General features: G+C 56.4%; 7 protein-coding genes and 1 pseudogene. 1 reads left to right on the top strand and 7 read right to left on the bottom strand.

Translation table 11 applies throughout. The features are described from left to right. The 4 genes and pseudogenes from AC2LD7_RS21660 to AC2LD7_RS21645 all read right to left on the bottom strand — a co-directional run. Positions 1 to 1,141, bottom strand: a 1,141-nt coding sequence (locus AC2LD7_RS21660; protein WP_484599678.1) for an IS630 family transposase, incomplete at its 3' end; no start/stop codon positions are given. 141 nt (positions 1,142 to 1,282) lie between these two features. Beyond that, positions 1,283 to 2,596: a three-Cys-motif partner protein TcmP gene (locus AC2LD7_RS21655; protein WP_484599677.1), complete on the bottom strand. Its 1,314-nt coding sequence runs from the start codon at positions 2,594 to 2,596 to the stop codon at positions 1,283 to 1,285. Between the two features lie 21 nt (positions 2,597 to 2,617). Then, positions 2,618 to 3,360: pseudogene (locus AC2LD7_RS21650) on the bottom strand (phage Gp37/Gp68 family protein). Between the two features lie 29 nt (positions 3,361 to 3,389). After that, positions 3,390 to 4,361, bottom strand: coding sequence for a site-specific integrase (locus AC2LD7_RS21645; RefSeq protein WP_484599676.1), 972 nt, complete (start codon positions 4,359 to 4,361; stop codon positions 3,390 to 3,392). Between the two features lie 177 nt (positions 4,362 to 4,538). Between AC2LD7_RS21645 and AC2LD7_RS21640 the strand changes: the two genes are divergently transcribed. Next, positions 4,539 to 5,537, top strand: coding sequence for a DNA-binding protein (locus AC2LD7_RS21640; protein ID WP_484599675.1), 999 nt, complete (start codon positions 4,539 to 4,541; stop codon positions 5,535 to 5,537). 45 nt (positions 5,538 to 5,582) lie between these two features. Here AC2LD7_RS21640 and AC2LD7_RS21635 read toward each other — a convergent pair whose 3' ends face one another. From AC2LD7_RS21635 to AC2LD7_RS21625, 3 genes are all read right to left on the bottom strand, one after another. Continuing rightward, positions 5,583 to 5,801, bottom strand: coding sequence for an antitoxin Xre/MbcA/ParS toxin-binding domain-containing protein (locus AC2LD7_RS21635; protein WP_484599674.1), 219 nt, complete (start codon positions 5,799 to 5,801; stop codon positions 5,583 to 5,585). Between the two features lie 4 nt (positions 5,802 to 5,805). Continuing rightward, positions 5,806 to 5,967: a hypothetical protein gene (locus tag AC2LD7_RS21630; RefSeq protein WP_484599673.1), complete on the bottom strand. Its 162-nt coding sequence runs from the start codon at positions 5,965 to 5,967 to the stop codon at positions 5,806 to 5,808. A gap of 112 nt (positions 5,968 to 6,079) precedes the next feature. Beyond that, entirely contained in the window at positions 6,080 to 6,388 is a 309-nt protein-coding gene (locus AC2LD7_RS21625; protein ID WP_484599672.1) for a hypothetical protein, read from the bottom strand. Positions 6,389 to 6,553 lie beyond the last annotated feature (165 nt).

Raw genomic sequence — 6,553 nt, 5'->3', positions numbered from 1 at the left:
GGCTCATGGTCTGCATATCCACCAGTGGGTTATTGGACTCTGAGGGCGGGTGCGACTGCATACCTGCGCTCATCCCAGCCATTCCAGAGTGGTCCATCCCGGACATCCCAGCCATTTTGCTGTGATCCATTCCGGCCATGTCGCCCATGTCGCCCATCCCTTGCATGTCACCGTGGTTCATGCCGGACATGTTGCTATGGTCCATCGCGCCCATGTCGCCCTGCATGCCGCCGCCGTGGTCCATGCCCGCCATACCGCCCATGCTGCCGTGATCCATCCCCATGTCGTCCATGGTGATTAGTGGTCGAGGATCGGTTTCTGGAACAGGAGCGCTCAGCCCTTCGGCAACCGCTAGCGTGCCACGGGCGTACCCTGTGCGGTCCATCGATTGGGCGAAGATCGTGTAAGCCTCCTCGGTTGCAGGCTCGACAATCACATCGGCCCGGTGTCGCTGAGTAATTCGTCCGATGACCTTGCCCGTCAGGATGTCGAAGGCGGCATACAGGCTGGCAGTGCCATGACGCTTGTAGTCGTGAGTCCGCCGCTCAATCTGCCCCGGGCGCAGTGGCAACATCGGCTGAGTGCGGTCCAGCGCCTGGATCTGGGTTTTCTCATCAACCGATAGCACCAGGGCGTTGTCCGGCGGGTTTAGGTAAAGCCCGACTACATCGACAACCTTGTCCGCAAAATGCGGATCGCTGCTGATTTTGAACGTCTTCAGGCGATGCGGTTTGAGGTCGGAGGCGGCCCAGACCTGGCGAACCTGCCAGGTCGTGACGCCAGCATATTTGGCCATCAATCGGACGCTCCAATGCGTTGCCTCACGGGGCACGCGGCGGGTCGTCAGTGTGAGGATGTCGTTGACTTTCTGCGCGCTGAGCTTGCGTGGCTGACCACTGCGAGGCAGGTCGTTCAGGCCTTCAAGACCGGCCTCTAGATAGCGTTTGCGCCATTTGAACACCACCGGCGCGGAGACCAGAAGCTGCTCACTGACTTCTTTGGGTGTCACTCCGTCAGCCAACAGCAGCAGAATACGAGCACGCTGCACGAGATTCTGCGCCAGCGAGCCCATCCGTAACCACTTTTGCAGGGTGGCGCGATCGGACGGCGTTAAGACAAGGCAGGCGGCGGGCTTGGCCATGTGGGTTATTAATCAGTGGCTTTGGAGTCGCGCCAGTATATCGATATGTTGTTAAATAAACGAACTACCCGCTCGGGACACTAGAGTATAAAAACGGCTATCTCCTCGCGAGGGACCAACTGCTCGATCACCTGGCCAAGCCTAGCCTTCTGAGTTGTACTTATTCAATGGCGGCATGAAGAAGATGGGTCGCTGCGGGGGCGCTATCAAAATGTCAGTGGATTTGATGCTTGTGCCCTTGCGGCGCTTAGTTTTGCCATCTTTGCCTATCGCCAGCAAATCACCGGTCGCGACAGCAATGTCGAGCGCCTGCTTTACGCGAAGCTCATCCGCCATGGTGTAGTTGGTCAATCCGCTCATCAGGCCAAGAAATGGCTGTCGTTCAACCTCATAGACCTGCTTGGGCAGTAGCTCCGAGAGTTCACCGCGGATACGATCATCGGTGACATCATCGAAGTGATGCTCATCCAGCAGCAGATCGTGTTGCCCTGTCACGGCGATATCACGATTGGCGTCGTAGCCGAAAAAGCTGGAAGGCGACAGCATATGGGAAAAATTGTTGCCATACTTCCAATGGATCTTTTTCATCACATCGTTGGCGCGGTAGTTGTTCGCCAGATGGATAAACCAATAGGCCATCGGATTGCTGCCAGCCGGGCGGATGAAGAACACCGTCATGTACTGGGCACCGCTTTCCAGCTTGATCCCTTCAGACAGAAAACGCTGGATCAGGTACTGCCAATTCCGAGGCTGATGAGCCTTCAGCTCTTTCAGCATGCTCCAAGGCACATGGTGATCCAGGCCGATATTAGCGATGGCCTTCCGATTCGCTTGGCGGTCAGCCAGGTAGGTGACCAGAAAATCGACGTTGAAGGTCAGCAGCACCTCGGCATTGCTGAGGTGCTGGAAAATCCATTTGATCTTGGGGAACGGCACGTCGCCATAACCGTACTGATCCAGCAGGAAGAGCACACGCTCACCCTTGCCGAAATGCTTGAGCTTTTGAGCGATGGTCGGCAATGCTGATGTGAATTCAGCGCTATGCAGGTGGACACCCCGGCCAAGCCGAGGAGCATGACCACGCGCGGCCAATACTGAATGCAAGCAGGCAATGTTCTCGGGCTTCACATCCACGAAATAGTGCTGGGACCGGATGGGGCGCGGCTTGATGCGCTCCAGGTTGTTGCGGACCTCCGAAGCCTGAATCGCCTCCAGTGCAATCACGGGAGAGCCGAAGTGATTCCCAGCCACGCCGTCGTGGTAGATACCTCCACCACTGAAGCCATCGACAATCGACAAGCCTAGTTCTGGCATCAGTTGATTGCGCATCAGCACGTCGATGTAAGTCTGGATGTACTCATCAATGATCTGATGTTTGATCTTGCTGTGTGGATCGATGGTGGGGAAGGTCTGCGTGCCCCAATCCCAACGGTACTTCTCGTCATCCTTGGCCATGCCGTATTCCTTGTGCTGGTATCAGGCGAGGTTGAGCAGCGGGATTTCATTCCAAATCTGGCCGTTCAACAGTCGACCGTTGGCTTTCTTCGAGCGTTTCACACCATCGGCACCCCATCCGCCCCATTGCTTGAAGAAGAACGCTGAGCCAGAGGCGTCGCACTGGCGATGAATGTTGTCGACCCATTCCTGTTTCATCGGGCGGGCCTTGGGACCCGACTCACCGCCGACAATGACCCAGTGGATATCGGTCAAGTCCAGCTCCCCAAGATCTTCTAGCAGCGGCTCAGCAGAGAGGAAGCGGATCGTGGCATTACCCGGCGCAGGCAGTCGATCCTCGGCACGCCGTATTCGCGGTCTTCAACCGACACCCCCAGCCAGGCATTGAGGGGAGGTGTCCGCTTGCTGAAATACTCGGCTAGTCGCTCGGCACGCTTGGTGAGGATCTGGAAGGTGTGCTGGGAAGCCTTTCGGATCACCTCGAATACCTGGTCGATGTATTCGTCCGGTACATGCTCGTGGAACAGGTCAGACATTGAGTTGACGAAGTAGATGGTCGGTTTCTTGCGCTGTAGCGGCTCCTGCAACTTCTCCGGCCGCAGGCTCAGGCGAAAGCCGTTTTCATAACCCGGCGTTCCCATGGCCTGCAGCCGGTAGGCCATATTTTCCGCATAGCAGTGTTTGCATCCGGGCGACACCTTGGTGCAACCCACGACGGGGTTCCAGGTCATTTCCGTCCATTCGATGCTGGTCTGCGTACTCATTTCACCGTCACTCCTGTCGTGCAGCGATGTTAGTGAGAAGCTGGCAGTTGCGTCAAAGTGCCAGTATTGAATTCAATAGTGGGCCTGATCGCCAGGCCACCAAATGAAATAGCGGGATCGATGTACCGCATGGCCGACTTGATGTCTTTCCAGCCCACATAGGTCATCAAGCCTTTTAGGTCCCATCCATTGGCTGTGGCCCATGTAGCGAAGCCGCGGCGCAAGGAGTGACTGGTATAAAGTTCAGCCGGGATCCCGGCGCGTTGAAGAATCTGGCGCAGCAGGCTGATCAGGCTACCCGGGTGTAAAGCATCCTCGCTGAGATGCCCCCAGCGATCCAGTCGGCGGAACACGGCTCCTCGAACGATACCGGCAGTACTGATCCAGTCGAGATAGGCCTGTACCGGGCATAGCCGCTTTAGCGCCGGCGTGTAGTGCGTCGTACCGAGATTTTCTCGGTCGCCCTTGCTTTGTGGCAGAAACAGACGCATGCCTGCGCCTGCTTCGGCTTGAATATGCTCGACCTGCAGCCGGCAGAGCTCATCACTGCGAAAGCCTCGCCAAAAACCGATCAGCAGTAATGCCATGTCGCGCCGGCAGCGCAACAGGTTCGCTAAATCGCCCCGCATCCGAGCTCGCTCTGACTCCTGACCCAGCCATTGAGCTGCCTGATCTAAGTGTTGCAGCTGCAGAGGGGCAGCTTGCTTGACCTGTGCCGGATGTAGGGTGCGGATGCCCTTGAGTACCTGACGCACCGTGGGAGTCTTCGTTGGGTCGGGAAAGCCTTGGGTGATATGCCATTGAGCGAGAGCAGCTAAGCGTTGCTTCAGCGTGTTCACGCTCAGCGTATCCGCATAGTCCACCAGGTAGCGGACCACGCTGTCGCCTGTCGCGGGTAGAAAGCCGCCCCACGCCACTTCGAAGTGCTCGATGGCCGACTGATAGCTGCGGCGGGTGTTTTCCCGCGTACCGGCTTGTAGGTAGCGCCCGACGTCTTTCATCGTCTGAGATGCCTTTATGTACTGAAAAACGGTTACTGAACGACCGTTTGCGCCATTCATATTGAATAATGCCCCATTATCGTATCTTAAATTACCTGTATTTTCTCGCTTTACATCAGATCAATCTAGTATGTAAATACATAGTATGTAATCCATTACGAAATAGTAGGAGCAACCATGGCCCGTGGCGGCATTAACAAGGCATTGGTTCAGAAGGCCCGCCGGACCATCCTGGCGCGGGGCGAGAATCCCAGCATCGATGCGGTGCGGGTCGAACTTGGCAACACAGGCTCGAAAACCACCATTCATCGCTACCTGAAAGAAATGGAAGAGGCTGAGCGTGGTCCGCAAAAGGCTCCGTCTCTCAGCGAGCAGTTAGGCAATTTGGTGAGCCTGCTCGCTGAGCAGCTCAGAGAAGAGGCTCAGGCAGCTGTAGCACAGGAACGCGAACAGCTGGCACTGGAGCGACTCGATTACCAGGACCAGATTCGGCAGGCTGAAAGCCGAATAGAACAGCTTGAAAATCAGTCTTCTATGCTCGGAGAGCAGCTCAACGCTGCTCAGCAGGTACTGCAGCACGAGCAGCAGAAGTGCCAGCAGGCCGAGCTGAAAAATGCGCGGTTAGCGCAGGCCAATGCCGATTTGGAGACGCGCCTGATTGATCGCGACAGCCAAATTGCGTCGCTGGAGGACAAGCATGAACATGCCCGTGACGCACTGGAACACTACCGGCAGGCCAGCAAGGATCAGCGCGAGCAAGACCAGCGGCGTCATGAAGCCCAGGTTCAGCAATTGCAGGTTGAGCTGCGACAGCTCCGGCAGACCCTGATCATTAAGCAGGACGAGCTGACCCAGCTTAACCGTGACAATGCACGTCTACTCACCGAGGCTCGGCAGATGCAGAAGGATCAGCGTGCTCAAGAACAGCATCTCGCGCAAAAGACTCAGGCCTTGGAGATTGCCCAAAGCACGTTGACCGGAATGGAGCGTACGAATGATGCACTGGAGCAGCGCTGCCGCGCTTTGCAGGATGAAGTCGCCCGGCTTGGCGAAGCCACCAATGCTCAGGCACAAAGAGCCCAGGGCTTACAGGAGCGCTTGTCCGAAACCCTCGCGCAGCTGAAGCTGCTCAGGCATGCGCAGCCTGCCGTCCCCGACGATGCAAGTAGCACATGATCCGGCTCACTGCGGCGAGAAACAGACATCGGTACCGTGGGCGGGTCAGACAGGCAAACCATGTTCAATCTCATGAATGGCCTGCTGTACGGCACGCCCTCCAGCTTCTGTTACCACCAGATCGACCGGCCGCGCATTTGCCAGCAGCATATTCGTTGTGGTCAGCCATCGGAGCGCACCTTCTAGGTTGGCGTCATATAAATCCAGCAGAAGATCCAGAGTCTCGACAAAGCGACAGTAAATCTCACCCTCCTTTTCAGACATCGATTCACCGCAGGCAGATATCCCGACCCATTCCGCTATCTGCACAGGCGATCGCCCAAGCTCCCAAGCCAGGTCGGCGATCAACGTAGCTAGGCAGGCCCGCCAGTACAGCCTGCAGGTAGTAGTGGCCTTTCGGCAAATCCAGCTTATCGAAGAGGTTGTTCACACTGCCTCCGGGGTCATGCACATCCAACGTTTCAGGTATCAGCGGATGCAAAGCCTGCAGGAGCCGTCGAGTCACTGACCATGTGACTGCGAATGCTGCCTGATCGGCGCACTCAACCTTCGGCCCAGAAATCATCCTTTCGCACCAAACCAAACTCATCCTGATTGGCGTCAAATTCATCATCGAACATGGTATTGACCATTCGCTCGCGACGAAGCATGGCCAGCGTTCGGAAAAAGCACGATTCACAAAGGTGAATCTCATAGCGCTCGCCATCATGCTTTGAACCGTAACCCCAGCAAGCTTGAAGAACGCCGAGCTGGTGCCCATAGCCCTCAACGCGTGTGCTTTGGCAACAGGCGTCGCAAGTAATGTCTGAGGTCGTTTCCGTCGGCTCGGTAGCAACGTGGTGCATGATCATCAGCTCCAAGGAAGGGAGGCTTTAGGCTGCCACCCAACTTACCAATCAATAATAGAGGCATTGAAAAAGGCGACCCAAGAGATCACCTCGAAGTGCCGAGGGTAGCGTATTGAACGAGCCCCCTGAAAGACAGGACACCGTTTCCCCCTTACGATAAGGGATAGG

The sequence above is a fragment of the Stutzerimonas sp. genome, assembly GCF_982611455.1.
The sequence above is the reverse complement of the archived record's forward strand: the minus strand, read 5'-3'. Positions and strand labels throughout refer to the sequence as shown.